27 protein-coding genes and 1 tRNA gene are annotated in these 25,193 nt (G+C 63.3%); 15 read left to right on the top strand and 13 right to left on the bottom strand.

Annotated features, from left to right (window positions below):
- Positions 1–78: 78 nt before the first annotated feature.
- Complete coding sequence (locus IEY38_RS18590; protein ID WP_188980154.1) at positions 79–1,428, bottom strand: PAS domain S-box protein; 1,350 nt, start codon at positions 1,426–1,428, stop codon at positions 79–81.
- 247 nt (positions 1,429–1,675) lie between these two features.
- On the opposite strand from IEY38_RS18590, the gene IEY38_RS18585 reads away from it, so the two are divergent.
- Positions 1,676–3,502: an FAD-binding protein gene (locus IEY38_RS18585; protein ID WP_188980152.1), complete on the top strand. Its 1,827-nt coding sequence runs from the start codon at positions 1,676–1,678 to the stop codon at positions 3,500–3,502.
- Between the two features lie 38 nt (positions 3,503–3,540).
- On the opposite strand, the gene IEY38_RS18580 is transcribed toward IEY38_RS18585, so the two are convergent.
- Positions 3,541–3,861 carry a cupin domain-containing protein gene (locus tag IEY38_RS18580; protein ID WP_170096268.1) on the bottom strand — a complete coding sequence of 107 codons (321 nt, stop codon included), beginning with the start codon at positions 3,859–3,861 and terminating at the stop codon, positions 3,541–3,543.
- Positions 3,862–4,074: 213 nt separating this feature from the next.
- Between IEY38_RS18580 and IEY38_RS18575 the strand changes: the two genes are divergently transcribed.
- Positions 4,075–4,176, top strand: a tRNA-OTHER gene (locus tag IEY38_RS18575).
- A 361-nt stretch (positions 4,177–4,537) separates the two neighbouring features.
- Here IEY38_RS18575 and IEY38_RS18570 read toward each other — a convergent pair.
- The gene (locus tag IEY38_RS18570; RefSeq protein ID WP_005534142.1) at positions 4,538–4,762 is read right to left on the bottom strand and encodes a DUF7385 family protein; all 225 of its coding nucleotides are present in this window, start codon (positions 4,760–4,762) and stop codon (positions 4,538–4,540) included.
- Positions 4,763–4,848: 86 nt separating this feature from the next.
- Here IEY38_RS18570 and IEY38_RS18565 point away from each other — a divergent pair, with 86 nt between their 5' ends.
- The 4 genes from IEY38_RS18565 (at position 4,849) to IEY38_RS18550 (ending at position 8,890) form a co-directional block, all read left to right on the top strand.
- Positions 4,849–5,889 carry a nicotinate-nucleotide--dimethylbenzimidazole phosphoribosyltransferase gene (locus IEY38_RS18565; protein WP_188980150.1) on the top strand — a complete coding sequence of 347 codons (1,041 nt, stop codon included), beginning with the start codon at positions 4,849–4,851 and terminating at the stop codon, positions 5,887–5,889.
- 2 nt (positions 5,890–5,891) lie between these two features.
- Positions 5,892–7,211 (top strand): cobyrinic acid a,c-diamide synthase, encoded by a 1,320-nt coding sequence (locus IEY38_RS18560; protein ID WP_188980148.1) that lies wholly within the window; start codon positions 5,892–5,894, stop codon positions 7,209–7,211.
- Between the two features lie 72 nt (positions 7,212–7,283).
- Positions 7,284–8,093, top strand: a complete 810-nt coding sequence (dacZ, locus tag IEY38_RS18555; RefSeq protein WP_188980146.1) for a diadenylate cyclase DacZ — start codon at positions 7,284–7,286, stop codon at positions 8,091–8,093.
- A gap of 2 nt (positions 8,094–8,095) precedes the next feature.
- Entirely contained in the window at positions 8,096–8,890 is a 795-nt protein-coding gene (locus IEY38_RS18550; protein ID WP_188980144.1) for a mechanosensitive ion channel domain-containing protein, read from the top strand.
- Positions 8,891–8,896: 6 nt separating this feature from the next.
- Here IEY38_RS18550 and IEY38_RS18545 read toward each other — a convergent pair whose 3' ends face one another.
- Entirely contained in the window at positions 8,897–9,445 is a 549-nt protein-coding gene (locus tag IEY38_RS18545; RefSeq protein WP_188980142.1) for an acyltransferase, read from the bottom strand.
- 25 nt (positions 9,446–9,470) lie between these two features.
- On the bottom strand, positions 9,471–10,823 hold the full coding sequence (purD, locus tag IEY38_RS18540; RefSeq protein WP_188980140.1) for a phosphoribosylamine--glycine ligase: 1,353 nt from the start codon (positions 10,821–10,823) through the stop codon (positions 9,471–9,473).
- A 145-nt stretch (positions 10,824–10,968) separates the two neighbouring features.
- Here purD and IEY38_RS18535 point away from each other — a divergent pair, with 145 nt between their 5' ends.
- Positions 10,969–11,232, top strand: a complete 264-nt coding sequence (locus IEY38_RS18535) for a hypothetical protein (RefSeq protein ID WP_188980138.1) — start codon at positions 10,969–10,971, stop codon at positions 11,230–11,232.
- A gap of 54 nt (positions 11,233–11,286) precedes the next feature.
- Positions 11,287–13,440: a thioredoxin domain-containing protein gene (locus IEY38_RS18530; RefSeq protein WP_188980136.1), complete on the top strand. Its 2,154-nt coding sequence runs from the start codon at positions 11,287–11,289 to the stop codon at positions 13,438–13,440.
- Positions 13,441–13,442: 2 nt separating this feature from the next.
- Here the strand turns inward: IEY38_RS18530 and IEY38_RS18525 are convergent, their stop codons facing one another.
- From IEY38_RS18525 to IEY38_RS18515, 3 genes are all read right to left on the bottom strand, one after another.
- Positions 13,443–13,832 carry a thioredoxin family protein gene (locus IEY38_RS18525; protein WP_170096276.1) on the bottom strand — a complete coding sequence of 130 codons (390 nt, stop codon included), beginning with the start codon at positions 13,830–13,832 and terminating at the stop codon, positions 13,443–13,445.
- A 108-nt stretch (positions 13,833–13,940) separates the two neighbouring features.
- Positions 13,941–16,100 (bottom strand): beta-glucosidase, encoded by a 2,160-nt coding sequence (locus tag IEY38_RS18520; RefSeq protein ID WP_188980135.1) that lies wholly within the window; start codon positions 16,098–16,100, stop codon positions 13,941–13,943.
- A 41-nt stretch (positions 16,101–16,141) separates the two neighbouring features.
- Entirely contained in the window at positions 16,142–17,887 is a 1,746-nt protein-coding gene (locus IEY38_RS18515; protein WP_188980132.1) for a histidine kinase N-terminal 7TM domain-containing protein, read from the bottom strand.
- A 27-nt stretch (positions 17,888–17,914) separates the two neighbouring features.
- On the opposite strand from IEY38_RS18515, the gene IEY38_RS18510 reads away from it, so the two are divergent.
- The gene (locus tag IEY38_RS18510) at positions 17,915–18,238 is read left to right on the top strand and encodes a DUF5827 family protein (protein ID WP_188850945.1); all 324 of its coding nucleotides are present in this window, start codon (positions 17,915–17,917) and stop codon (positions 18,236–18,238) included.
- The gene (locus IEY38_RS18505) at positions 18,235–19,059 is read left to right on the top strand and encodes an ATPase (RefSeq protein WP_188980126.1); all 825 of its coding nucleotides are present in this window, start codon (positions 18,235–18,237) and stop codon (positions 19,057–19,059) included. The genes IEY38_RS18510 and IEY38_RS18505 overlap by 4 nt, the downstream gene beginning before the upstream one ends.
- Positions 19,060–19,080: 21 nt before the next feature.
- Here IEY38_RS18505 and IEY38_RS18500 read toward each other — a convergent pair whose 3' ends face one another.
- A complete protein-coding gene (locus IEY38_RS18500; protein ID WP_188980124.1) occupies positions 19,081–19,656 on the bottom strand; it encodes an MBL fold metallo-hydrolase in 576 nt (191 codons plus the stop codon).
- A gap of 122 nt (positions 19,657–19,778) precedes the next feature.
- Here IEY38_RS18500 and IEY38_RS18495 point away from each other — a divergent pair, with 122 nt between their 5' ends.
- The 5 genes from IEY38_RS18495 (at position 19,779) to IEY38_RS18475 (ending at position 22,770) form a co-directional block, all read left to right on the top strand.
- The gene (locus IEY38_RS18495; protein ID WP_188980122.1) at positions 19,779–20,363 is read left to right on the top strand and encodes a response regulator transcription factor; all 585 of its coding nucleotides are present in this window, start codon (positions 19,779–19,781) and stop codon (positions 20,361–20,363) included.
- Positions 20,364–20,373: 10 nt separating this feature from the next.
- On the top strand, positions 20,374–21,033 hold the full coding sequence (locus IEY38_RS18490) for an RAD55 family ATPase (protein ID WP_170096283.1): 660 nt from the start codon (positions 20,374–20,376) through the stop codon (positions 21,031–21,033).
- A gap of 82 nt (positions 21,034–21,115) precedes the next feature.
- Positions 21,116–21,859 (top strand): FAD-dependent thymidylate synthase, encoded by a 744-nt coding sequence (gene thyX / locus IEY38_RS18485; protein WP_188980120.1) that lies wholly within the window; start codon positions 21,116–21,118, stop codon positions 21,857–21,859.
- Between the two features lie 198 nt (positions 21,860–22,057).
- Entirely contained in the window at positions 22,058–22,231 is a 174-nt protein-coding gene (locus IEY38_RS18480) for a DUF7556 family protein (RefSeq protein ID WP_154021034.1), read from the top strand.
- A gap of 134 nt (positions 22,232–22,365) precedes the next feature.
- Positions 22,366–22,770, top strand: a complete 405-nt coding sequence (locus tag IEY38_RS18475) for a translation initiation factor IF-2 subunit beta (RefSeq protein ID WP_170096285.1) — start codon at positions 22,366–22,368, stop codon at positions 22,768–22,770.
- Here the strand turns inward: IEY38_RS18475 and IEY38_RS18470 are convergent, their stop codons facing one another.
- The 4 genes from IEY38_RS18470 to IEY38_RS18455 form a co-directional block, all read right to left on the bottom strand.
- Complete coding sequence (locus IEY38_RS18470) at positions 22,771–22,950, bottom strand: DUF7836 family putative zinc-binding protein (RefSeq protein ID WP_004515550.1); 180 nt, start codon at positions 22,948–22,950, stop codon at positions 22,771–22,773.
- 73 nt (positions 22,951–23,023) lie between these two features.
- Positions 23,024–23,992, bottom strand: coding sequence for a transcription initiation factor IIB (locus IEY38_RS18465; RefSeq protein WP_004592494.1), 969 nt, complete (start codon positions 23,990–23,992; stop codon positions 23,024–23,026).
- Positions 23,993–24,469: 477 nt separating this feature from the next.
- A complete protein-coding gene (locus IEY38_RS18460; protein WP_188980118.1) occupies positions 24,470–24,772 on the bottom strand; it encodes a hypothetical protein in 303 nt (100 codons plus the stop codon).
- A gap of 55 nt (positions 24,773–24,827) precedes the next feature.
- Positions 24,828–25,103 carry an ArsR/SmtB family transcription factor gene (locus tag IEY38_RS18455; protein WP_188980116.1) on the bottom strand — a complete coding sequence of 92 codons (276 nt, stop codon included), beginning with the start codon at positions 25,101–25,103 and terminating at the stop codon, positions 24,828–24,830.
- Positions 25,104–25,193 lie beyond the last annotated feature (90 nt).

Genomic DNA, 25,193 nt, shown 5'->3' with positions numbered 1-25,193 from the left:
TCTGTAGTCTTACAGCGGACCGGAGCAAAGGGACTGCGGGCAGTCTGTCGCGGCAAAGCGCAAGCGCCCCCGCAGCGGTCAGGAGTTCTGACAAATGAACTCGAATCGCGCACCGCCGCTTTCGCTGTCGGTCGCGATGACTTCCCAGTTGTGTGCGTCGACGATCTGTTCGACGATGCAGAGCCCGAATCCGGTTCCGTCATCGGCCGTCGAGTAGCCGGGTTCGAACAGGTCCGCAGTGCCGTCGGGGAAGCCCGCCCCGTCGTCCGTGACATAGAATCCCCACGATTCCGTCCCGACAGTGACGGTCACGTCGTCGCCACCGTGTTCGATAGCGTTCCGAAAGAGGTTCTCCAGTAATTCCAGCATCGCACCCTCGTCGGCCTTGATGCTGTCGTCGGCGTGGGTTTCAAGCGTTGCGTCCTGAGTGTCGACCATCGACCAAGCCCGCTGTGAAAGGGTATTAAGATCGACTATCTCGGTTTCCGCCGGATCAACGCCCTGTTTGGCGAGCGCGAGCAGGTCGTCGATGAGTGTGTACATCCGATCGATGCTCCGCTCGGCCCGCTCGAAGTGTGCGTCCTCGCCTGTCTCGCGTGCGAGTTCGAGCGAGCCGTCGAGAACGTCCAGCGGGTTCCGTAGGTCGTGACTAATCGCGTCCGAGAACCGTTCGAGGCGCTGGTTCTGTCGCTTGAGTTCTTGCTCGCGCTGTTTCCGCTCGGAGATATCGCGGGTCGTCACGACGACGTGGTCTTCCAGTGGGCCGCTCGCGACCTGCTGGCCGCGGGACTCCGCCCAGATCCAGTCGCCATCTGCGTGGCGGTACCGGTGCTCGATGACAGCGACGTACCCCGGATCGTCTATCATCCGGCCGAACTCGGTGAGTGCGGTCGAGAGGTCGTCCGGATGCACGTACTCGAAGAGGTCCGAGTCCTGCATCGCGTCCTGTTCGTAGCCGAGGACGCGTTCCACGGATGGGCTGATATACTCGACGCTGCCCTGCTCGTCGAACACGGTGAGTACGTCGGAGGTGTGTGTGACGAACTGGTGGAACCGGGCCTCGAAGCGCGGCCGGTCGCTGACATCACGAGAGGTGAACACCCGGCAATCGCGGTCCGTCTCGGTATCCGCTGAGACGATGGTTTCGAGCCAGACCCAGTCACCATCGGCGTTCCGAAACCGGTACTCCGTCCCGTCGTCTTCCCGTTCGCCCGCCAGTGTTGCCCGGACCCGCTCCGCGTCCTCTGGATGGACGAGGTCAAGCCAGTTGGTGCCGACGAGCGACTCCATATCATACCCCAATACCCGTTCGATTGCTGGGCTCACGAACCGTATTATCAATTCCCCATCAGTGACCGTCAGTACTGAGGGTGCCTCTGCTAACACCGCTTCGAAGTCATCAGTTGACGTGAGATACTGGTCTGGCATCAGGGTGGGAACGGGTCGGGCCCGTAGTGACACTATCCGGTGGGTCTAGTATCAGTAGTCGGTTCCTAAGTATTCACAGCGCGTGATATAATTCCATCGGATAGGTCAAAAATTCACCCTGAGTGACAGTAGGGCCCTATGTCAGGAACGGATAGATCCCGCTATTGGCGTCGCACTCAGTAACGCAACAGGGAGGCTTAAGTTTGGCTAATCCTAAGCCGAAACCACGCCAAGAGACACTCTCACAATGTACGAACACGATGTTATCGTGGTCGGCGCGGGTGGCGCTGGCCTCAGGGCGGCTATTGCAGCGGACGAAGAGGGTGCAGACGTTGCCCTCGTGACCAAGCTCCATCCGGTTCGGAGCCACACAGGTGCCGCGGAGGGGGGAATCAACGCTGCCCTCCAGGAAGGGGACTCCTGGGACCTCCACGCGTACGACACAATGAAGGGGTCTGACTACCTCGGCGACGCCCCTGCCATCGACACCTTCGCCAAGGATGCCCCCGAAGAGGTCATCCAGCTCGAACACTGGGGGATGCCGTTCTCGCGCGAGGACGACGGCCGCGTCTCCCAGCGCCCGTTCGGCGGTCTCTCCTATCCGCGGACGACGTACGCGGGTGCCGAAACCGGCCACCACCTGCTGCACACGATGTACGAGCAGGCGGTCAAGCGCGGCATCGAAGTGTACGACGAGTGGTACGTGACCCAGCTCGCGGTCACCGACCACGACGACCCCGAGGACCGCGTCTGTCACGGCTGTGTCGCATACGACATCAAGTCCGGCGAGATTCAGGGCTTCCGCGCCAACAACGGCGTGATTCTCGCGACCGGCGGCCTCGGACAGGCCTTCGACCACACCACGAACGCCGTCGCCAACACCGGCGACGGCTGTGCGATGGCCTACCGCGCCGGCGTGCCGATGGAGGACATGGAGATGATCCAGTTCCACCCGACCACGCTGCCGTCGACGGGCGTCCTCATCTCCGAGGGGGTCCGCGGTGAGGGTGGTATCCTCTACAACGACAACGAGGAGCGGTTCATGTTCGAGCATGGCTACGCCAACAACGAGGGAGAACTGGCCTCCCGTGACGTGGTCGCCCGTGCCGAACTGACAGAAGTCAACGAGGGCCGCGGTGTCGAAGATGAGTACGTCGACCTCGATATGCGCCACCTCGGCGAGGAGCGTATCCTCGACCGACTGGAGAACATTCTCCACCTCGCGGAGGATTTCGAGGGTGTCGACGGCCTCGACGAGCCGATGCCGGTCAAGCCCGGCCAGCACTACGCCATGGGTGGCGTCGAAACCGACGAGAACGGCGAGACGTGCATCGACGGCCTCTACGCGGCCGGCGAGACCGCGTGTGTTTCGCTGCACGGCGCGAACCGACTCGGGGGCAACGCCCTGCCGGAACTGCTCGTGTTCGGTGCCCGCGCCGGCCACCACGCCGCCGGCAAAGACATGAAGACGGCCGAAATCCAGACCGGCCCCTCTGCCAAGAGCGAGCCCGGCGACGTGGAGCCGCCAGTCGACCCCGGCGCAATCGACGCCAGCAGCGACGATGTCGCCGCCGACGGGGCCGCCGTCGAACCGAAGGCGGTGCTCGAAAGCACCGTCGAGCAGGAACGCCAGCGCATCGAGACCCTCATTGAGTCCGACGGCATCAACCACGCCGAAGTCCGCGCAGACGTTCAGGAGACGATGACTGACAACGTCAACGTGTTCCGGACAGAAGAGGGCCTCGAGAAGGCACTTCGGGATCTCCGGACGGCGCGCAAGGAGTACGAGAACGTCGCCGTCGAGGACCCGTCCCGGACCTACAACACGGACCTCATCCACACCATCGAGACCCGCAACATCCTCGACGTGGCCGAGGCAATCACGCTTGGTGCGCTTGCCCGCGAGGAGTTCCGCGGCGCACACTGGCGTGCGGAGCACCAGGAACGCAAGGACGACGAGTGGATCAAGCACACGATGCTGGCCTGGAACGAGGGACAGCCGGAACTGTACTACAAGCCCGTCATCCTCGAAGGCGACGAGGAAACCTACGAACCGAAGGTCCGGTCGTACTGACGGTCTGACCACCGGCTGCGACGCTGTTTCTGCGATTTTTAGGGTGCGCCGACGAGGACGAACGTGCTCTCTGTCTCGCCGTTGTGAATCGTCCGTTCGGCCTCCGGCGGAAGCTTGATTGCGTCGCCCGCTTCGAGAGACACGTCTTCGCCGTCAACCTCGACGGTGGCTGTCCCCTCAACAAGGATGTACACCTCTTCGTGACCCTCATCGGCATGGTCGTGCGGTTTGCCGGTCCAGCCGGCATCACAGTCCAAGACAGTAACGCCGACCTGCTCACAGTCCAGCGGGTCTCGAAGGAAATGCATTGCATCTGCGACCGGTTCCACGTCGGTGTAGTTGACTTTCGTGTAGCTCACGTCCACTGGTGTCGCCGGCCAGCACAAAATAAGTTGTTGTGGATCCGATAGGAAAGGCCGCAGAGAAGGATACCGCTCCGACGCTGGGCGCTACCGCTGGTGAGACACAGATCAGCGACCGGCTAAGCGGCACTCGAACGTCGGGAGCGTTGAGTGCGGAAACACCCGCAATCATCACTTACTTGGTTGTCAGGAACGTATTACGGATAGCTTGGAAGGGTGGCTCAGTGGTAGAGCGCTACCGACCAACATGCCAGAATCGGTTGGTGGTTACCCCGCAAAGGGCTCCGCGTGGTTCGACTCCCGCCCCTTCCATTTTCGGACATTCGCTGTGAGCGTAGCGGCCGGTGCTGGGTGTCACACTCGCCAGTCGGGCCCGACAGCTGACTACCCAGAACTACCGCAACCCCGGGTTGACTATGAGCTATCGGAGATCGAAAACCGCCAGTGTGGGAGCCAATGGCTCACAGGAAGTGGAAAGGTAAGGAATGTGGGGTGGGGGGTGGGGTGGTGCGGCACCAGTATGGTGCCTATCTCAGATAACGAGGGGAGGCGTATAAAAAGCCGTCGCTGGGATTATCACATTTGATTTCGGTAGCGCACCAGCCCCAGCCGCCACGCTATTGACGCAGAAAGCAACCAGAAAACAACAGCGACGTGTCCCAGTTCCGACCAGTTACTTGTGGGTGAACAGCACGACCTTCCCGTCGTTGATCGTCGTACAGAGGTCCATCTCGAAATCGAGATTGAGGGAGGTGAACTCCTGCTTGCAGACGACCATATCGTCGAATGGCTCTTCACAGGACGGACAGGCCACAGCCGTCGTGTTCTGGTAGGAAGCGATCGCCTCGTTGTCCTCGCGCGGCGTCAACGACGACCGAAGTTCGTCGAAATCGTCCATGTTCGGGCAACCGCGGGCGCACGGTATAAATCATACGCCGCCCCGGCACCAAGGTATTAAAGTTTACTTGTGATAATGCAATCACAATGACTTCACCCGGTGGCGGAACGCGCTTCGCACTCGTCGCAGGAACCACGGAAACCGCAGGTCGGGCGGGGATCAGTGCCGCCGGAGCCGATCCCGAACTGATGTCGGTAACGCCCGCTGCAGACGCCGAACTGGTGACCTACGGCACACCAGTTCGGACGGGCGTGACGCCGGTCAGTCCGAGCGGCTGTCCGACGCCAGCGCTGGTGACGCGGGCCGTCCGAGAAGTCCTGGGATTTGACGCCACAGTTGTCGATGGCGGCTTGGCCGAAAAGACCGGGGCACCGACAGTCTCTGTCGGCGCACGCCCGGGCAAGGACATCGCGGAGCAGGACCCGGTGCCGACGGCCCACGGGGCGTTCGCGGCCGCCCGACAGTTCGGCCAGTCGCTCCCGGCCGACGAACTGTATCTGGGCGAAACCATTCCCGGCGGGACGACGACGGCGCTCGGTGTCCTTCGTGCACTGGGCGAAACGGGAATGGTCTCTTCGTCACTTCCGGAGAACCCGACAGCGCAGAAGGAAACGCTGGTCGACGAGGGACTGCAGGCCAGTTCGCTCGCACCGGGCGACGCCGCAAACGAACCGAAGCGGGCGGTCCGCCGGATGGGCGATCCCGTTCTGGCGACGCTCGCCGGGCTGACTGCAGGGGCCGTCGAGAACGATACCGCCGTAACGCTTGCCGGCGGCAGTCAGTGCGTCGCCGTCGCCGCGCTGGTCAGGCACGGCGGCTACGAGGGGCCGGTCGGACTGGCGACGACGAGCTACGTGGCCGACGACGAGAGCGCCGACGTGCGGGCGTCGGCCGACCGACTCGACCTCGACCTGACAGTGACGGACCCCGGCTTCGACCAGAGCGACCACGTCGCGATGGAGCGGTTCGTCGCCGGCGAGGCCAAGGAGGGGGTCGGCATGGGCGGTGCGCTGGCACTCGCCGACCGCGCCGGCATCCCGATGGCAGAGGTCAGGGACCGCTTCGCGGCCATCTACGACGATCTGATCGGCGACGAACCGACACCGACAGCCGAGGAGGGGACGTGACGATGGAGGGGGTCGTCCTCGCCGGCACGAGCTCCGGCGTCGGCAAGACCGTTGCGACGCTGGCGACCCTGACAGCACTTGAAGACGCCGGGTATCAGCCACAGCCGGCCAAGGCAGGTCCGGACTTCATCGACCCAAGTCATCACGAAGCACTTGTCGACACGCCGTCGCGGACCCTCGACCCCTGGCTCGCGGGCGAAGACGGTATGTGTCGCACCTACTGGCGCGGCACGGGCGACATCTGCGTCGTGGAGGGCGTGATGGGGCTCTACGATGGGACGAAGACATCGACGGCAGCCGTCGCCGAGGGGCTGGACCTCCCGGTCGTTCTGGTCGTGGACGCGAAGGCTGGCATGGAAAGCGTTGCTGCGACGGCGCTCGGGTTCGCACAGTACGCCGACCGCATCGGCGTCGATATCGACGTGGCCGGTATCCTCGCACAGCGCGCTCACGGCGGCCGACACGCCGACGGTATCAGGGACGCACTCCCCGAAGACCTCGCCTACTTCGGCCGGATTCCGCCGATGTCGGACCTGGAGATTCCCGACCGCCATCTCGGGCTCCACATGGGCTCGGAGGCCGGCCTCAATCGCGACGCGCTCTCGACGGCGGCGGAGACCATCGATGTCGAGCGGCTAGTCGAGACAGCACGGGCACCGCCGGAAGTCGCGACTACGGAGCGAAATACTGGCGACTCGCCGGCTGACCGCCGGGTCGCCGTTGCACAGGACAGCGCGTTTTGTTTCACCTATCCCTCAGTGCTCGAACGGCTCCGGTCCGAGGCGACTGTCGAGCCGTTCTCGCCGGTCGCCGGTGACCCAGTCCCCGACGCCGACGCGATATATCTGCCCGGCGGCTATCCGGAACTCCACGGCGAGTCGCTCGAAACCGGTGGCACGCTCGACGAGCTAGCCAGTCGTGCCGCCGACAGCGTCCCCATTTACGGCGAGTGTGGTGGGCTGATGGCGCTGTCGGAATCGCTGACGACGACCGACGGCGACACCTACGAGATGGCCGGGGTTCTCCCCGCAAACATCGAGATGCAGGACCGGTACCAGGCGCTCGACCACGTGGAGCTGGAGGCGCAGTCAGACACCGCCGTGGCCGCGTCCGGAGCGCACCGGCGCGGACACGAGTTCCACTACTCCGCTGCGACACTCGGCAACGACGCGTCGTTCGCCTTCGACGTGGTCCGCGGCGACGGCATCGACGGCGAACACGACGGCCTCACGGAGTACAACACCGTCGGCACGTACTGTCACTGCCACGGGGAGAGCGGCGCGTTCGGTCAATTGCTGGCAGTGCCTTCGAAAGATATCTGACCGGTGACCCGCCGTCGGACGTGTGGCTGACTGCCCGCAACCTTTTTTTCGACAGACAGCATCGTTCTGATAATGAACGAGTTGCGCGACCTGCTCGGAGACCTGGTCGCAGACGTCGACGCCGTGTTCCTGTTTTCCCCGAACGCGTCGTTCTTCGAGGAGTTCGACGACGTCGACGAGGAGATCGTCGTCGTCGGGCCGGAGAACACCCTCGATGCGGAGCCGTTCGTCGAACTACCGATTGATTTCACCGACCTCGAAGGGCGCCTTCGCTTCGGTATCGAGGGCGCGCTGGAGCAGGGCATCGTCGACGAGGGCGACGAGGTGCTCTGTGTGACCGAAGTGCTGGATGGGTCTGAGAACACGATCGTTCGGGTCCAGACCAACGACTTCTCCCCCTCCGGCGTGTACGACATGTTCGTCAACTCCAGGGCGGACGCAAGCGTCGTCCGCGACGTCTTCGAGGTGGCCATCGAACTGGGGAAGAAAGGCCAAAAGGGCAAGCCCGTCGGTGCTCTGTTCGTCGTCGGTGACGCCGGTAAGGTGATGAACAAGTCCCGGCCGCTGTCGTACAACCCCTTCGAGAAGTCCCACGTCCACGTCGGCGACCCCATCGTGAACGTGATGCTCAAGGAGTTCTCGCGGCTCGACGGCGCGTTCGTCATCTCCGACGCCGGCAAGATCGTCTCCGCGTATCGGTACCTCGAACCATCCGCAGAGGGGGTCGATATCCCCAAGGGACTCGGCGCTCGGCACATGGCGGCCGGCGCAGTCACCCGTGACACCATGGCGACGGCTATTGTTCTCTCGGAGAGCGACGGGCTCGTACGGGCGTTCAAAGGCGGGGAGCTGGTCCTCGAGATCGACCCCGAGGAGTACTGAGGATGCAGTTCGGCTTCGACTGGGCGACGGTCATACGGCGGGTGTTCTCGCCACAAGGAACGTTCGTCTTTTCGCTCGTAGTACTGGCTGTGGGTATCGTGCTTGGCTATCTCGTCTGGCGCTCGTCCCGGCGGTTCATGCGCGAACTCGGTGTCCCAGAGGCGGTTGAGGGAACGCCTTTCGAGCGGACGGCGAGGGGACTTGGCACATCGACCGTCGGCATCGTCTCGAATCTCGCAGCGCTATTCATCTACATCACGACGGTCACCGCCGTCCTCAACATCGCGCAACTGACCGACCCGGAACTGTACTGGGCCCGCTTCACGTCGTTCCTGCCCGACCTGTTTATCGCCCTGTTCGCCGTCATCATCGGTCTCATCGCGGGCGACAAGGCCAAACTCATCGTCTCCGAGCGGCTGCGCAGCGTCAAGATGCCCGAGGCGACGGTCCTGCCCGAACTCGTCAAGTACAGCATCTTCTACCTGGCAGTGCTCATCGCGCTCGGGCAGCTGGGCGTCGAAACCCTCGCCCTGCTCATCCTCCTCGGGGCCTACGCGTTCGGGCTGGTGTTCGTCTGTGGGCTGGCACTGAAAGACATCCTGCAAGCCGGTGCGGCCGGTCTCTACCTCCTGTTGACAGAGCCGTACAGCATCGGCGACGAAATCGTCATCGGCGACCAGAGCGGCATCGTTCAGGAAGTCGACATCCTCGTCACGCGTATCGAAAGCGACGGCGAGGAGTACATCATCCCGAACAAGCGCGTCTTCAACACGGGCATCGTCCGTGTTCGGGGCTAAGCGAGGTTACGGTTCTTCGGTCGTTTCGTCGTCCGAGCCCAGCGGTTCGGCCGGGACGCCGGCAACGGTCGTTTCCGGCGGCACGTCGGCAGTAACGAGCGAGTTCGCCGCGACCTGTGCGCCCGCGCCGATTTCGACGCCGGGAAGGACGATTGCGCCCGCACCGATCATCGCCCGTTCCCCGACGACGACCTCACCGGTCCGGTACTCGTCTTGCAGAAACTCGTGACACAGCAGCGTCGCGTCGTACCCGATGATGGCGTGGTCCTCGACGGTGATGAGTTCGGGCCAGAACACGTCGGGTGTCGACTCCAGCCCCCACGCGACACCGTCGCCGACAGTGACACCGAGTCGCGAGAGCAGCCAGTTCTTGAGCCGGAGACTTGGCGAGATGCGACAGACGAGGATGACAACGTAGTTTATCATCACCCGGAGCGGGTGTTTGGCGTCCGGCCACGGGAACAGGGAGTTGTACAGGCCGGGCGTCGGGTGCTGGCGCAGCCGGTCGTGTCGTGGACCACTCACGTCCGTCGTGTACGGGGCCGCGGTACTCAAACCCGGCGGCTCCGATGCCGCGCGCTCAGTCCGCGCCGCCGCGGATGTCGTCCATGTGGTCGATACGCTGCTGGACGAGGTCGGCTTTGCCGATGTCGTGGCGGACCCGGAGGCCCTCCGTACCGGCCCGCTGCAGCGCTTCCTCGGCGATGGCCTCCGCGTCGCTAATCGTCTCTGCCAGGCCAACAACGGCGTAGGACCGGGAGGTGGTCGTGTAGATGCCGTCCTCGCGGTCGTCGACGCTGGCGTAGAACAGCAGTGCCTCCGGGGCTGTCTCCGCGTCGTCGCCAGACTGCTCGCGATGATCCTGGACGACTTCGGCGATTACATCGTCGTCGATGGTCACCTTCGCCCCGGCGTCGGGGTCGGTCGGGTATCCGTCTGGGACGGCGTACTTGCAGACGGTCGCCATCGGGCGGAACGAGAGTTGTGGCAGCGGGTCACCGTCGCGGGCAGCAGTCAGCACGTCGAGGAAGTCCGTGTTCAGCATCGGCAGCGTGTTCATCGCCTCGGGGTCACCAAAGCGGGCGTTGAACTCCACGACGCGTGGCCCGGTCTCAGTGAGCATGAACTGGCCGTACAGCACGCCCTTGTAGCCGTCGAGGGCCTCGACGGTCGCACGGAGCACATCGACGGCGTCCATGTAGTCGTCCTCGTCCATGAACGGGAGGTGGAGGCTGGCGTCGGAGTAACTCCCCATGCCGCCGGTGTTCGGCCCCTCGTCGCCCTCGTAGGCTCGCTTGTGGTCTTGTACTGCCGGAGTGACACGCAGCTGGCCGTTGGCGACAAAGGCCTGAACGGTGAACTCCTCGCCGACGAGGCGTTCTTCGAGGACGACGCGGTCGTAGTCGGAGCTTCGGAGGTACTCTTTGGCCTCCTCGACGGTGCACTGGTCACCGATGACGCGGACGCCCTTACCGCCGGTCAGCCCGGCAGGCTTGACCGCGAGGTCGCCGTCGTACTCGTCGATGTACTCGCAGGCGGCCTCCATGTCCTCGAACGTCTCGAAGTCCGGACAGCCGGGGATGTCGTGTTCGCGCATGAACCGCCGCTGGAACGCCTTGTCCGTCTCGATGCGGGCCTCCTGTTCCTGTGGCCCGAAGGTGTAGACTCCGGCGTCATCCAGCGCGTCAGCGACCCCAGCGGCGAGGGCCGCCTCGGGGCCGATGACCGCCAGCGTGGCGTCGACCTCCCGAGCGTAGGTCGTCACTGCCTTCGGATTGGTCGTATCGAGTGCCTCGAAGCCGTCGGCGAGGGCGACGATGCCCGGGTTCCGGTTGCTGGCACAGGCGTACAGCTCCCCCGGCGAGTCCGCGAGCGAGCGCGCAATCGCGTGTTCCCGGCCGCCGCCACCCACGAGCAGCACTGTCTCTGACATACCCGAAGGCCGGATGGGCTCTCACGTAAGTATTGTCTTTTCGCCGGTTTTCGCTGACTGTGGCGGTCGTTTCTGTGTCGAGCGCCGACGAGTCGCCAGACGGAGACCGGGAGCTACTTCACCCGACCGCCTGCCAGACAGGTGTGTGTCCCCTCCCCGCCCATTCATCGACCCCGCAACAGGAGAGATCGACAGCGCCCAGATACTTTCGGAGGCCGTGCCACTCGCGAAACTCGTCGGCGTGTTCGTTGCCGGGAGCCTCCCGTTCTATGCCATCGCCTTCTTCGGTGCCGAGAACTCCGCGCTGGGTGCACTACTGGCCCTGCTCGGTGATTTTATTCTCGCCGTCGGCGCTGGAATTGCCCTGATGTACGTCATCGCCCATGGAATCCGGCTGGCGGGCGAGTGAGGCGTCGCTGCCGGCGTCGCGTTCCTTTTCACCGCGGCGCTCCCAGCCACGGGTATGAGCGACGCCACGGACCCGACGGCCCGAAACCGACTCGACGAGGCGGAGAGCCCATATCTTCGCCAGCACGCGGACAATCCGGTCAACTGGCAGCCCTGGGACGAGACGGCCCTAGAGGCCGCCAAGGAACGGGACGTGCCCATCTTCCTCTCGATCGGCTACGCGGCGTGTCACTGGTGCCACGTCATGGAGGAGGAGAGCTTCGAGGACGAGGCCATCGCCGAACAACTGAACGAGAACTTCGTCCCGATAAAGGTCGACCGCGAGGAGCGCCCGGACCTCGATTCGGTGTACATGAGCATCTGTCAGCAGGTGACCGGCGGCGGTGGCTGGCCGCTGTCAGCCTGGCTCACGCCGGAGGGGGAGCCGTTCTACGTCGGGACGTACTTCCCGCCGGAGGAAAAGCGCGGGCAGCCGGGCTTTGGCGACCTGCTCCAGCGCCTTTCAGGCTCGTGGTCGGACCCCGAGCAGCGCGAGGAGATGGAGAACCGCGCCCGGCAGTGGACCGAGGCTATCGAGAGCGACCTCGAAGCGACGCCGGCTGACCCCGAGGACCCTGCCGAAGACATCATCCAGACCGCCGGAACGATTGCCCATCGTGGGGCCGACAGGCAGGACGGTGGCTGGGGCTCCGGCGGCCCGAAGTTCCCCCAGAACGGGAGACTGCACGCGTTGTTGCGGGCATATGCTGACGATGGACAAGAAGACTACCTGAACGTCGTCGAGGAGACGCTGGACGTGATGGCCGACCGGGGGCTGTACGACCACGTCGGCGGCGGCTTCCACCGCTACGCGACGGACCAGCAGTGGGCCGTTCCGCACTTCGAGAAAATGCTGTACGACAACGCCGAGATTCCCCGTGCCTTCCTCGCCGGCTATCAGGCTATCGGCTCAGAGCGCTACGCCTCGGTCGTCCGGGAGACCTTCGAGTTCGTTCAGCGCGAGATGCAACATCCAGAAGGAGGTTTCTTCAGCACACTGGACGCGGAAAGTGCGCCAATCGATGAGCCTGAGGGCGAGACGGAAGAGGGACTGTTCTACGTCTGGACGCCCGAGCAGGTCCGCGATGCTGTCGACGACGAGACGGACGCCGAGATTTTCTGTGACTACTTCGGCGTCACGGAGCGGGGCAACTTCGAGGGCGCGACCGTACTCGCCGTCCGAAAGCCGGTATCTGTGCTGGCCGAGGAGTACGACCAAACTGAGGACGAAATCACGGCGAGCCTCCAGCGGGCGCTAAACGAGACCTTCGAGGCCAGAGAGAGCAGACCGCGACCGGCCCGCGACGAGAAGGTGCTGGCCGGCTGGAACGGCCTGATGATTCGGACGCTGGCCGAGGGCGCGATTGTACTCGACGACCAGTATGCCGACGTGGCCGCCAACGCCCTCTCGTTCGTCCGGGAGCACCTGTGGGACGACAATGCAGGGCGACTCAACCGCCGGTACAAGGACGGCGACGTGGCTATCGACGGCTACCTGGAGGACTACGCGTTCCTCGGCCGCGGTGCGCTGACGCTGTTCGAGGCGACCGGGGACGTTGAGCATCTCGCGTTCGCGATGGACCTCGGGCAGGCCATCACCGAGGCGTTCTGGGACGACGAACAGGGCACGCTGTTTTTCACCCCGACCGGCGGCGAATCGCTGGTCGCACGGCCGCAGGAACTGACCGACCAGTCGACACCGTCGAGTACGGGTGTCGCTGTCGACCTCCTGCTGTCGCTATCCCATTTCAGCGACGACGACCGCTTCGAGAGCGTGGCCGAGCAGGCCATCCGAACGCATGCCGACCGCGTCTCCTCGAACCCGCTCCAACACGCCTCGCTCACGCTGGCGACGGACACCTACGAGCAGGGTGCGCTGGAGCTCACGCTGGTCGGCGACCAGTCAGACTACCCGACTGAGTGGACGGAGACCCTCGCCGAGCAGTACATCCCGCGGCGCTTGCTGGCTCACCGGCCAGCCGAGAAAAGTCGTTTCGAGCAGCGGCTCGACACACTGGAGGTGGACGAGTCGCCGCCGATCTGGGCCGGCCGCGAGCAGATCGACGACCGGCCGACGGTGTACGCCTGCCGGAACTTCGCCTGCTCGCCGCCGAAACACAACCTCAAGACGGCGTTAGACTGGGGCGAGACGACCGACGATACGGAATAAGACTACGACATTGCGGCTTCGATTTTGTCGGCGAGATACACTGCGATAGGGACCGGCTCTTCTTCGACGAAGCGGGCGATCTCCTCGCCGTCGTGTTCGACGACAACCGTCGGGATGAGTTCGATGTCATACTCTTCGACTTTGGGACCGGTCTTCGAGCCGTCGTCTTCCTTCTCGACAGGGTAGTGGTGAATCTGGGCGTCCGGAACGCCGGCGGCTTTCAGGGCCGCCCCGAAGTCGGGGAGCTGGGCCCGGCAGTCCTTACACCAGTCGCCGCCCCAGATCTTGTACTCGAACTCGTCAGCATAGCGTGTGAGAACGTCGACGGTGTCGGAATAGGCGTCTTCGACCCACACCGGATTCGGCTCCATGGTTTCGAGCGTCTGACTCATGACTGGCTATATGTATTCGGGGGGCTTGAAATCCCCGGCCGCGAATTTCCGGCTTCAGACGGTTTTCAGCGGATACGTCGGGATTTCAGTCGCAGGAGATCTGACGCGCTAGCGATCGACATGGAGTGTCGTCCGAATGTCTCGCGACGACCGGCCGATTTCGACGGTGTAGGTTCCAGTATCGACCGTCCATCCGGAATCTGGGTCGTACCGTGAGAACGCCAGATCGTCCAGCGTCAGTTTCACAGTCTGCCGCTCGCCGGCGGCTAACTGTACCGCCTCGAACCCGGCGAGTTCCCGCTGTGGGCGGTCGACGCCGTCCACGGACGGCGGTCGGACGTAGGCCTGAACGACTTCCCGGCCCGACCTGTCAGCGACGTTCTCGACTGGAACTGCGACCGTCCGCTCGCCTGTGTGTTCGGCTTCGCCGTATTCGAACGTCGCATACGAGTGACCGTGCCCGAACGGATAGGTCGGGTCCGCGTCTTCGTTGTCGAAGTGTCGGTAGCCGACGAACACGCCCTCGTCGTAGTGGACTTCATCGTCAACGCCGGGGTAGCGGCGCTCGACTCCTGCAGTCGGGTACTCGCGTTCGGGGGCGAAGGTGACCGGGAGCCGGCCGCTCGGGTCGCGGTCGCCGTAGAGGACAGCGGCCGCCGCGTCGCCGTCCGCCTGCCCGGGGTACCACTGTTCGAGGACCGCGGCCACGTCCTCGCGCCACGGCAGTTCGACGGGGCCGCCGGAGCGGACGACGACCACGGTGTTCTCGTTGGCTGCGGCGACGGCCGAGACGAGTTCGTCTTGCCGGCCCGGCAGTGCAAGCGTGTCCCGGTCCCGCGCTTCAGTCGTCGCGTCGCGCACGAACACGACGGGGACATCGGCTGCCTCGGCCGCGTCGACAGCGTCGTCGGGCGACGGCTCCCGTCGGGTGGTGTCCTCGGCCGAACCGTCGGCCTCGTCGTCCTCGCCGACGAACGGCAGGAGGTCGAACAGCGAAACGGACTCTATCTGCGGGACGCCGAACGCTGTCGTGACTGCGCCCTCGGCACGGGATTCGATTCCCTCGACTGGTGTGACTGAGTGGACCGGCGTCGTTTCGGAAGAGCCGCCGCCACCCAGTTTCGGCTCGTCGATGTTCGGCCCGATGACAGCCACGTCCGCTCCGTCAGCCAGCGGCAGGACGCCGTCGTTGTCGAGCAGCACGGTCCCGCGGGCCGCCACGTCCGCAGCGATATCTCGGTGTCGCTGACTGTCGAGTTCACCCGCATCGTCGTCGGTTTCACCGCCTTCGGCGGTGCTCCGACTGCTGTCCAGCCGTCCGAATCGGGCCATCTGACCGAGAATTCGCCGGACCATGTCGTCAAGGCGTTCAGCCGGGACCTCGCCGCTGTCGAGGGCTTCGGCCAGCGGGTCGCCGAACAGGCCCGCGTGGGTCGCGTCCGGGATGCCGTCGGGCCACTCGAACTCCTCGGCATCATCCGCAGTGTCACTGTCGGCGGCTTCCGCTGCCCCGGGGGCCGCGACCCCGGGCATCTCTACGTCTATGCCTGCGTTCGCCGCGCCGACGGTACTCTCCAGTCCATACCAGTCCGAAACGACGTAGCCGTCGAATTCCCACTCACCTTTGAGCACGTCGCCGACGAGGCGCTCGTGGTCGCTCATGTGTGTGCCGTTCACCCGATTGTACGCCGTCATCACCGACCCGACGCCAGCGTCGACGGCCGCGCGGAACGGCGGGAGATACAGCTCACGGAGCGTCCGCTCGTCCACTTCGGCGCTGACGGTCGTGCGATGTGTCTCCTGATTGTTGGCGACGAAGTGTTTCACCGTGGCGACGACATCCGCGGACTGGATGCCGTCGACGAGGCCAGCCCCGACAGCGCCGGCGTGGACCGGGTCCTCGGAAAGATACTCGAAGTTGCGACCACACTGCGGGACCCGAATGATGTTCACGCCAGGTGCGAGCAGCGCGTCCTGTCCGAGCGCCGTCGCTTCGCGGCCCATCGCTGCGCCCTGTCGACGGGCCAGGTCGGTGTCGAACGTCGCAGCGGTCGCGATCGATGCCGGAAAAGCAGTCGCACGCTGTCCCTCTGCTCGGATGCCAAGCGGCCCGTCGACGAGCCGAAATGGCGGAATCCCGGCCTCTTCCACGCCCGGCAGGTACCCCGTCGCTGTGCCCTCCGGGTCAGTTGCGCCGCGGACGAGCGCGAGTTTCTGTGTGCGGGACAGCCGAGCGAGCAAGGCACCAGTGTGATCGTCGTCAGCCATATCGCAGTTCACAGCCGAGCGGGCCTTATACTGTTGGCTGCTTACGACGAGACCTCAGACAGCCGTGTCGGCCTTGTTTCGAGCCCCGAGATGACGAGTTTCGCGCCGCCGGACCGACTCTCCGTCATCTCGACGTCCCACCCGTGGGACCCGACGACATGCTGGACGATGGCCAGTCCGAGGCCGGTTCCCGACTCGGAACTGGTGACGCCGTGCGTGAATATCTCCTCCCGTTCCCCGGGCGGCACACCGGGGCCGTCGTCACCGATTGTGAACCCGTCGGAGGTGGCATCGACGCGTATCGTCACCCCTGCGTCTTCCCGACCCACATTGTCGTCGGGCTCCGTTCGACTACGCCCGTCGTCGGCCCCTTGTCGGCCGCTTTTGCTACCGTGTTCGACACTGTTCCGGAACACGTTCTCGAACAGCTGCAGGAGCTGGTCGCGGTCGCCAGTGATCTCCCTGTCGCCGTCGATTTGCAGCGTCGCACCGCCGGTGTCGACGTGGCCCCAGGCCGCCTTCGCCAGCGCCGAGAGCTGTAGCTCGACTCGGTCGGTCGACTTCTCGTCGCGGGCGAATGCCAGCACCTCGTCGATGAGGCTGCTCATCCGTTCGTGGGCTTCCTCGACGCGGTCGAACTCCTCGGGGTCGTTGCGTTCCCGAGCCAGCGCCAGTCGGCCCGAAGCCACGTTCAACGGGTTCCGAAGGTCGTGGGAGAGGACAGCGGCGAACTGGTCGAGCTGCTGGTTCCGACGTTCGAGTTCTCGCTCCCGCTGCTTCTGCTCAGTGATCTCATGAACGAGAAAGACGCGCCCGACCAGCGCGTCACGGGAGTCGTACAGCGGTGTGAGCTGGACGTCGAAAAACCGGTCGCGCTGCTCGATGACGGCCTGCGTTTCCTCGGCGTCGTCGTTCAAACCGCGGTACTTTTCGAGGAGGTCGGGCGACGGTTCGAGCGCGGCCTCGACGGATTGACCGACGAGAGCCTGGTCTTCGAGTAGCTGACGGCCGGCGTCGTTGGCCTCGATGATTGTATCGTTCGTGTCGACGACGAACACAGCGCTGTTGAGCGACTCGACGACCTCCCGGTGGGCGACCGGCGAGATGTCCAGCAGTCGTCCCCTGAAGAACGCCCACGTGAGAATGATCCCGGTTCCCGCCAGCAACAGCGGTGTGAGTTCGATGCCGGTGTCGCCGAAGATGCTGAGAACGCTCCCGAACCACGGGAAGGCGATGGCCAGCAGAACGGCGTACACCTGCTTCCGATACAGATGGCCGGAGACGAGTGCGTAGTGGATAATGAGCGCACTCGACACGGCAATGAGTGCGTAGGAGTACACCAGATGTCCCCAGAAGACAGGCCCGACGGTAATCTCCCAGCCGTACATAGCGGCGTCTGTGGGACCAGAAATCCGGTATATCAACCCATCGGGGCCGCCAAACAGTGCCGCAAAGAAGACGAGGGGTTCGACAGACAGTAACGCGACGGTCTGCCAGCCGAGATAGCGGTCGTGGTCGGTGTAGGCCAGCGCGAACACGAACAGGCCGGCCATCGCGGGCATCACGCCGACGAACACGCCGTACGCGAAGAACAGAGCCCACTCAGTCCCACGCGTCAAAACACCAACCGCAGCACAGAGGTCCCATATCGAGAGCCCGGCAAGCAGAACAGAGAGCGCGGTCCCGCCGGGAGAGTCACGCCGGCTCCACGCATACACCGACAGCGTCCCGAGGACGACGGCCACGACAAGCAGAAAAAAGGCGTACGCAACGAGCAGCGTGGCCATTACTGAACAATCCGGCCCAGCGAGTAAATGGGTTCCGGCCAGTTCGAGGGATTTACCCACTCGCTCGGCATACCAGCGGGTATGCCTGTCGACAAGCAGGAGTTCGACGAGATACTGTCGTTCGAGCTCCACGAACCCGCAGATATTCTCGATGCCGACAAACTGTACACCATCCCAGAAATCGCCCGCCTCCTGCAGGGTCTCCCGGCGGATGCGGAACTCAACGAGGCCAACGAGTCGGTGTTCATCGACTGGGCGATCCCGTGGATGATCTTCAATCAGGACGACCTCGTGATCGCCGACCCGCAGGACGACGACGTCGTCGGACTGTACGGCCTCGCCGAGTCATGAAGCTCCTCGTCGCCGGCAGTGACCGGGTCGACGCGGGCAAGACCACGTTCAGCGTCGGCCTGCTCGAACGGACCAGCGCCCAGGGGTTCAAGCCCAGAGCGGGCAACAACTACTGGTTCGACCACGACGACTACCAGCGAGCAACGAACGAGGGGCGACTGTACGGCAAGGACGCAAAGCGCCTCGCGGCTGCGTCACCGAGCGACGTCGCGCCGGAAGAGATCAATCCGATTCACCGCCTCTGGCACCCCTCACCGGGAGCCGAGACGGGCCTGCTCGGCAAGGAAAACCAGCAGTTCGTCGTCGACCGGGTCGGCCGCCCGAGTTCCGAGACGGGCGTCGAGTACGTCGTCAACGGGACCGTCGACTTGCCGGAGTCCGTTTCCGAACGACTCCCACTTGCCAACGCCCCGCGAGTGACCTCGATCGCCGACTTCAACGACCTGATGCGGGTGATGCACGTCGAAGCGCTGGACTCGCTCGCAGCAGATATCGAAGCGGCGGACCGGGCGGTCGTCGAATCCTACGGCGACGTGGCCCGGCCGCTGTCGGGCATCGAACCGGACGCCGTCGCCGTCGTCGAACCGGGCCGAGCACGCATCTACGACGGCGACCGGTACGCCAAGGCCTGTCAGATCGCCACCGGCGGCCCCGGCGACGGCCAACTGGAGGAGCGGGTGCCGAACGTCGTCGACCTCATCGAACAGGTCGCCGCGGTACGCCTGCCCGCACTCGACAGCGAACAACGCAGTGACCCGGCCGCTGTCGCCGATGCGTACGACCACGCCTACGATGCGCTACTGGCCTGTGCGTTCGACTGAAAACTGTGCGCTGAGCCGGCCTCAGAACTTCGCGGCTTGCAGCGCCAGTTCGATGTCCTGATACGGCGCGTCGGTGACGCTCGGTCCGTGGCCGGTGTGCATCTCCTGTAGGTCCTCGTCGACAACCGACAGTACCCGCTCGATGCTGTCGACGAGCAGGTCCCGATTCCCTTCGTCAAGGTCGGTCCGGCCGAAGCTCCCGTTGGCGAACACGAGATCACCAGCGAACAGGATGCCGGCGTCGTCCGAGTAGAAGCAGAGATGGTCGTTCTTGTGGCCGGGCGTGTGCAGCGCCCGGTAGTCGTGATCGCCAAGCTGTATCGTCTCGTCGTCGGCGATAGCGTGCTCGATTCCGTCCTGGTCCGTGTCGTAGCCGTACACCGAGGCGTCGAAGGCGTCGACGACACTGTCGAGGTTCTCGACGTGGTCGTAGTGGGTGTGGGTGACGGCGACAGCGTCGATATCGTCGACGTGTTCTTCGACAGCCGACACCACATCGAACTCGTTACCGACGTCCACCAGCACGGTTCGCTCCCCGGTGACGAGGAACACGTTGCTCGTGAAGGCCTGTTGCCCACGGGCGAGATTTCGAATCATTACCCGCCTATTGACCGTCGTCCCGGATGTGGGTATCGTTCTGTCACCGGCCGAGACGCGCTGCACGCCCGCACCCACAGGGCTATGTACGTGGATATGCAAACGGGGGATAGTAGAACATTATGTCAGATTCGGACCTACCTGTGGTGCTTATCGTCGAAGACGAACCAGATGTTGCCGAGACGTACAAACTGTGGCTGCAACAGGAGTACGAGGTCCGCATGGCACAGAACGGCGACGAGGGCCTAGAGCAACTGGACGCAGATGTCGACGTCGTCCTGCTCGATCGGATGATGCCCGGTCTCTCCGGGGACGAAGTGCTTGAGCGCATACGTGAACGGAACTTAGGCTGTCGAGTAGCGATGGTCACCGCCGTCGAGCCGGACTTCGATATTCTAGAGATGGGCTTTGATGCATACCTCTCGAAGCCGATCCGGAGCGAACAGCTCCACGAGACGGTCGACAATCTGCTCGACCGCTCCGAGTACGACTCGTTGCTGCAGGAGTACTACGCACTCGTCGAGAAGCAGGCGACGCTCGAAGCGACGAAGTCGAGCGCGGAACTGGCGGAGAGCGACCAGTACGACGAACTAACCCAGAGAGTCGTGGAGATGCGAGACGACCTCTCGGAGACACTCGGTGGCATCGAAGACGACTCCGATTTCATCGCAACGCTTCGCGGACTGAGCGACGATGAAGACAACTGAGCGACAAACAATGTATGATCTCACCTCAGTACTAGAGTTCGATGCGCTCAGTGAGGTCCGGCCAGGATCTAGTATCCTGATCTCCGGCCCAGCAATGAGCGGGAAGGAACGACTCGCATACGATATTCTCGCCGATGGGTTGGACAAGGGTGACGGCGCAGTGGTCGTGACGACCGGTGACGGCGCGGGCAGCGTCGTCGAGGAGTTCCGATCGCTCGTGCCCGACCTTGACGGCTCCCAGCTCGGTGTCATCGACTGTCGCGGCGAGGGTGGTACGGACGAGGAGGCCATTGGCAACGCCCACGCCCACCACGTCTCTTCGCCCGGTGATCTCACCGGCATCGGTATCGGCATCACGAAGGCGCTGGAGGGGCTGCACAACGCCGGCAACGAACAGGGCCGGCTAGCCCTCGTCTCGCTGTCGACGATGCTGACATACACGGACAAGAAGACCGTCTTCAAGTTCTGTCACGTGCTGTCCTCGCGGCTGGACTCCGCGGGCTACATTGGCGTATTCACTATCGACTCGGGAGCCCACGACGACCAGACCCTGCAGGTCATCAAGCAGGCGTTCGACGGGATGATCGACGTGCGCGACGCGGAGGGCGGCGGCCGAGAGGCCCGCGTACTCGGCCTGGCCGGCGAGCCGACCGACTGGCAGGACATCTGAGTACGGAGCCATCCACAGGTGGTCCGAACGCCCTGTCGGTCCGGGAAGGAAGTATTTTGCCGCTCCGGTTCGCCCACCCGATATGGACGTAAAGCTGCTCGAAGCGACAGACGACCCCGAGGATCTCATCTGCAAGGCAGCACGCAACGACTACAGCGACACCTCCGTCGGCAGCCAGTCGTTCGAAGCGACGATGGCTGAGGTCGACGGCGACACCCTCGACGATAAAAAGGAAACGCTCATCGGGCATCTGCTCGACCACGGCCACTTCGGCCCCTTCGAACACGCGCAGGCCACCTTCGCCGTGGAAGGCGTTTCCCGCTCCTGTATGGCCCAAATCACCCGTCATCGACACGTCTCCTTCGACGTGCAGTCGATGCGGTACGTCTCCTTCGACGACATAGACCCCGAGGCCGTCCGTGAGGGTGAATTGGTCGTGACCCCGCCGTCCGCGACGGACCCGGACTGGATCGGCCGGAATCAGCAGAAAGCGAGCGTCTCCGACGAGGAGTTCGAGAAGCGCACAGAGATATTCAAGGATACCATCGAGCAGGCGGTCGAATCGTACCAGGAACTGCTTGAGCTGGGAATGCCGCCGGAAGACGCCCGGTTCGTACTGCCGATCGGCACCAAGGTGAACATCGTGATGTCGATGAACGCCCGGATGTTGATGCACGTCGCGGATATGCGAGCCGCGGCGGACGCACAGTGGGAGATTCGGGAGATGACAGAGGAGATGCTCGACCTGGCGGCCGACTGGTGTCCGAAGACCTTCGATTACTACGAACGGGAGATGAAGGGACGCAAGAACCGCCTCGCACCCTGACACTTCCGGAGCTTCTCGTGGTGATTTAGAACGGCTGTCTCCGACGGTGAGTACCGTCGATTGTCGAATCGGCCTTGATACTCACAACGGCAATAGCAATACTCAAGACGTTTTGTTGCGTAAGCGGTCGGGTTTCGGAGTATCAAAAGACGAAACGAGTACGACACATTCATTACCGCACATCCTAGATGAACAATTGTGTCTTACGAGGTTGAACGTCCCACCCGTCGGTCGGGCACTGCGTCTGATGTGATGTGTGCTGTCGACGATGTCGACGGCCAGCAGCGGTTCGTCATCGCCGATATTGCCCACGATGACACCTGGATTTCGATGGTAGCGGACGAGACCTGTACACTTACAGCCTGGCGATAACGGCAGCTACCGGCTGATACGGATTGTTGTAGATTATTTCCGGATAGCGCCGGTCTCGAGGTCGACACAGACCGGTAAATCGCTCCAACAATCCGTATGAAAAGTTTTTGTTGACCGCTCTGTGACGTATGAGTATGGAATACGACGATATGCTCGACCGGGCGATGGAGGAGACGCCCGAGATCGACGGCACAAGCGAGCGGTTCGAGGTTCCCGATCCAGATGTCCGACAGGAGGGGAACGTCACCGTCTACGAGAACTTCCAGTCGACGTGTTCCCGACTCGGACGCGAGGACGACCACGTGATGAAGTTCCTCCAGAACGACCTCGGGACGAGCGGCCACATCGACGAAAGCGGACGGGCACGACTGACCGGTGAGTTCGATGCCGACCGTATCGAGGCGTCCATCGACGACTACGTCGACGAGTTCGTGCTCTGCTCGGAGTGTGGACTGCCCGACACGCAACTGGAGCGGGAACAGGGTGCGCTGTTGCTCCGCTGTGAGGCGTGTGGCGCACGCTCGGCGACGAGCGAGTAGTTACTGCAGTCCTTTCAGCGTCTGCAAGTCGTTTTCCGTACGAGTGAAAACAGCGAGCCGATGGCTCGCGTGACAGTTCGGGCAGTGGAACGTCGTGTCGTGTCGCGGCAAATCTGTCGGCGTCGATTCCCAGTCTTTCTTACACTCAGGACAGAGCAATCGCACGTACGCTTCCTCCATGTATGTTACTCACACACATAGCCAATGATAAAAAGCCTTGTCGTCTCCCCATTAGTCTGCCTTCACTCGAGCGTCAGGCCGGAAGATCTTCGGCTTCGAGGAGCTCCTTGTATCGGTTTCGGATAGTCACTTCAGAGATGTCAGCGACGTCGCTGACCTGGCTCTGTGTGACCTTCTCGTTGGTCAGCAACGCGGCGGCGTAGACGGCCGCGGCTGCGATGCCGACCGGCGATTTGCCGGAGAGCATCCCCGACTGACGAGCACCTTCGACGAGGTCGCGGGCCTGTCGCTGGGTCTCCTCGCTGAGTCCGAGGTCGGAGATGAACCGCGGGAGGTAGTGTTCCGGGTCCGCCGGCTGGACTTCGAGGCTGAGTTCTCGGACGATGTAGCGGTAGGTCCGCGTGAGTTCCATCTTTTCGACGCGGGAGACGCGGGCCATCTCGTCCAACGACCGGGGATTCCCGGCCATACGGGCGGCCGCGTAGAGCGCGGACGTGGCAACGCCCTCGATGGAGCGACCCGGGAGCAGGTCGTCACCGAGCGCACGGCGATAGATGACGCTGGATGTCTCGCGGACGTTCTGGGGAAGCCCCAGCGCAGAGGCCATCCGGTCGATTTCGCCGAGTGCCTGCTTGAGGTTGCGTTCCTTGGAGTCACGGGTCCGGAACCGTTCGTTCCAGGTCCGGAGCCGCTGCATCTTCTGCCGCTGTTCGCTGGAGAGGGAGCGCCCATAGGCGTCCTTGTTCTGCCAGCCGATGTTCGTCGAGAGCCCCTTGTCGTGCATCATGTTCGTCGTCGGCGCGCCGACGCGGGACTTGCGATCCTTCTCTGCGGAGTTGAACGCCCGCCACTCCGGTCCGTGGTCGATCTCGTCCTCCTCGACGACCAGCCCACAGTCTTCACAGACTGTTTCGCCGTGCTCAGTGTCCGTAACGACATTCCCACTACATTCGGGGCAGGTCTCTACGGCCTCCTGTTCTGTCGATTCGGTGATTTGCTCGTCTCGTTCTCGTGTGCTTGTCCGCGTTGTTGATTCACTCATGATTGGGAGTCCTGTTCTGCCGGGTGCAGAAATTTTAAGACTGATTGGGGGTTTGTCTTACCCTATAGTTAGTCCGTAAAGTATATAAATCTTTCTCCGATTTTCGGCATAAACCGCAGTATGACGGCGTGATAGGGTATAGCATGGCCCCTGTAGAGATATATAACCTTGGCGGTGACCGCCAACTCCTGAACTTGACGCGTAATCGGGGGACTGCAACGCCGTGTGACTCCGTCGGTACGGCGCTGAACGACCAGCCCACGCCTTGCTCCATCCACTCCAGTTCAGTCGAGAACGGCGAGTGGGTCCCGGAATTACCGGGTCAGCGGGAGTCACAGTGTGGTTCCGCACATCGTGGGGGAGTGATGAGATATAAAAAGCGATGTTACCAGTCAATACAGCTTGGTTATAATTACGTACCAGGTACATACATTCATGCAGCGACAGCCCCTGTCTGAGGGGGATCGTGGCGACTGCTCAGTCGAGCGAGATCCACGCCAGAAACAGTAGCCCACCGAGTTCCAGTATCGCGACAAACGTCATTGCGCGGCCGGCGACAGGTGCGGCGCTTCGCAACAAGACGGCGACCTCTGGATCAAGGACATAATAGTAGACGGACAGGCAGTTCTCGGCGAGCAACAGGAGCCCGAAGACGGTCAGTCCCAGCGCGTGCTTCGAGCGCACCGTTAGGTAGTTCCGGGCCCAGACTGACAGCAGCATCAGCAGCACAACGACATTAAGCGCGGAGGCGACACTCGCCGCGGTCATCCAGACTGCCATCTGTGCCCCCCTATGCCGGCTCGTGGTAAAACTCCGTTCTTGCTTTCAGCCATTGTCACTCGATCTCCGCGATGATTTCCTCGATAGTGTCCCAGTACTGTTCGGTCCTGTCTGTCAACATGCAGACAGAACCGTAGTCGCCGCCGGTGTTGTCAACGACGCCGTTGTCCAACAGCACGTCGAGGTGGTGCCGGACAGTTTTGTAGTCAAGGTTGAGGTCCTCCGCTAGTTGGTTGGCATTCCGGGGCCGTCGCTTGAGGGTCTTGAGGATACGGGCTCTGTTTGGCCCCCCACGGGTCCCGGAGAGGACGTACCAGAGGACACCCTCCATCAGCGAACCTATCTCTCCGGTCACACGTATATCCTCTGGCCGAATCCATGATAGCTGCCTACGACCGAAACCGGGGCAGCCAGGCATCAG

This window comes from Haloarcula sebkhae, assembly GCF_014647415.1.
Taxonomy (GTDB): Archaea; Halobacteriota; Halobacteria; order Halobacteriales; family Haloarculaceae; genus Haloarcula; species Haloarcula sebkhae.
The sequence above is the reverse complement of the archived record's forward strand: the minus strand, read 5'-3'. Positions and strand labels throughout refer to the sequence as shown.